Genomic DNA, 2,558 nt, shown 5'->3' with positions numbered 1-2,558 from the left:
ATATATAGATTAATAAATAAAGGGAGTGGAATGGATGGAAACAAACACGACGAAATCAAGAGTAATAAAAAATTATAAAGGAACGGAATTACATGCGAAAGGCTGGATTCAGGAGGCTGCACTAAGGATGTTGATGAACAACCTGGATCAAGAAGTGGCAGAAAGACCAGAGGATCTAGTTGTTTATGGCGGAATTGGTAAGGCCGCTCGGAATTGGGAGTCCTATGATGCCATTGTGAAAACATTGATAGAATTGGAGAATGACGAAACCTTATTGATTCAATCTGGTAAGCCGGTGGCTGTATGGAAATCGCATAAGGATGCCCCGCGCGTGCTTCTTGCTAACTCCAATCTAGTTCCAGCTTGGGCAAATTGGGAGCACTTCCACGAGTTAGATAAAAAAGGTCTAATGATGTACGGTCAAATGACAGCGGGCAGCTGGATCTATATCGGCAGCCAGGGAATTGTCCAAGGAACGTATGAAACGTTTGCCGAGCTTGCACGTCAAGCCTACGGTGGTACATTAAAACACACGATCACACTAACTGCTGGACTTGGCGGAATGGGTGGTGCTCAGCCGTTGGCGGTAACAATGAACGATGGAGTGTGTTTAGCGATTGATGTCGATGAGACCAGAATTGACCGCCGTATTGAAACCGCTTATCTTGATGTAAAGACTAATGATTTAGATGAAGCTTTGAAATTAGCACACGAAGCAAAAGTGGCTGGAAAGGCATTATCGATTGGATTATTAGGTAATGCTGCAGAAATTTTGCCATTGATGATTGAAAAAGGCTTTAATCCAGATGTATTAACCGATCAAACTTCTGCACACGACCCATTAAATGGTTATGTTCCAGTTGGTTTCACATTAGAAGAAGCGGCTGCATTACGAAAAGAAGATCCAACTAAGTATGTAGAACTTTCAAAGCAAAGCATGGCACTGCATGTGAAGGCAATGCTGACGATGCAACAAAAAGGTGCGGTTACCTTTGATTATGGTAACAACATTCGTCAAGTAGCGAAGGATGAGGGAGTGGAAAATGCATTTGATTTCCCTGGTTTCGTACCAGCATATATCCGTCCATTATTCTGCGAAGGAAAAGGTCCTTTCCGCTGGGCAGCACTTTCAGGAGATCCTGAGGATATTCGTAAAATTGATGAAGCATTGCTTCGTGAGTTCAAAGATGATGAACATCTATGCAAATGGGTAAAAATGGCCCAAGAAAAAATAAGCTTCCAAGGTCTTCCTGCCCGGATTTGCTGGCTTGGATATGGTGATAGAGCCCGCTTTGGTAAAGTTATCAATGATATGGTTGCTTCGGGAGAAGTATCGGCACCAATCGTTATTGGTCGAGATCACTTAGATGCAGGTTCTGTAGCATCACCAAATCGTGAAACAGAAGCGATGAGAGACGGCAGTGATGCAGTTTCCGACTGGCCGATTTTAAATGCGATGATTAATGCTGTTGGCGGCGCGAGCTGGGTTTCGTTACACCATGGCGGCGGCGTTGGCATGGGGTATTCACAGCATTCAGGGATGGTAATTGTAGCTGATGGGTCGAAGGATGCGGAAGTACGGTTAGAACGTGTATTAACAACGGACCCTGGAATGGGTGTGGTCCGTCATGCCGATGCGGGTTATGAGATTGCGATTAAGACCGCAAAAGAAAAGGGCATTAAAATGCCTATGCTACAACAACAAGACTAAGACTGAGGGGATGGAAGATTAATGAGTATACCAATTTTTATCAGAAATGCCTCTCAACTCGTTACATTACAGGGGAGTTCCGAGGCTCCCCGTGTAAAGGGGGCCATGTCTGAGCTTGGCATTATTGAGAATGGCAGTGTTTGGATGGAAGACGGCGTGATTCAGGCTGTTGGTACGGATGAGGAACTTGCCCGAAAATATGAGGATCGTTTGGGTGAAGCCGAAGTGGTGGATGCGAGAGGTAAACTCGTAACTCCAGGACTTGTTGACCCTCATACACATATTGTTTTTGCTGGCAGCAGGGAAAATGAGTTTAACATGCGTCTGCAAGGTGCCACCTATATGGAAATTATGAATAGTGGCGGCGGGATCTATGCAACGACAAGACGGACACAGTCTGCGACACATGAAGAGCTTTTTCAGGAAAGCTACGAGCGCTTAAATCAATTCCTGCGCCACGGCGTCACAACGGTTGAAGCGAAAAGTGGCTACGGGATGGAATGGGAAACCGAATTAAAGCAGCTGGAAGTAGCTAAACAGCTTAATGACAAGCATGTGATTGATGTGGTTTCAACCTTCATGGGAGCTCATGCTGTTCCAAACGAGTACAAACAAAATCCAGATGAGTTTGTCCGCCTGTTGATTGAAGAAATGATTCCAAAGGTAGCAGAGCTCGGACTTGCGGAATTTAATGATGTCTTCTGTGAACATGGTGTGTTTACTCCGGAACAATCCAAACAAATTCTTGAAGCAGGCCGCCGTCATGGTTTGATTCCGAAAATTCATGCCGATGAAATAGAGCCATATGAAGGAGCAGAACTGGCAGCCGAGGTAGGGGCCATTTCGG

Annotated in this window: 2 protein-coding genes; both read left to right on the top strand. The window is 45.1% G+C overall.

Annotated elements, in window-relative coordinates:
• Positions 1–34: 34 nt before the first annotated feature.
• Positions 35–1,711, top strand: coding sequence for a urocanate hydratase (gene hutU, locus V7659_RS01005; protein WP_335537522.1), 1,677 nt, complete (start codon positions 35–37; stop codon positions 1,709–1,711).
• 21 nt (positions 1,712–1,732) lie between these two features.
• Positions 1,733–2,558, top strand: an 826-nt coding sequence (gene hutI / locus V7659_RS01000; RefSeq protein ID WP_335537521.1) for an imidazolonepropionase, incomplete at its 3' end; no start/stop codon positions are given.

The organism is Neobacillus drentensis (assembly GCF_036966985.1).
In the GTDB taxonomy this organism is placed as follows: Bacteria; Bacillota; Bacilli; order Bacillales; family Cytobacillaceae; genus Neobacillus; species Neobacillus drentensis_E.
This window is presented reverse-complemented; position numbering and strand designations above follow the sequence as displayed.

Excerpts from the sequence above, each read along its gene's own strand:
- hutU (WP_335537522.1), top strand. The coding sequence starts at position 35 with ATGGAAACAAACACGACGAAATCAAGAGTAATAAAAAATTATAAAGGA.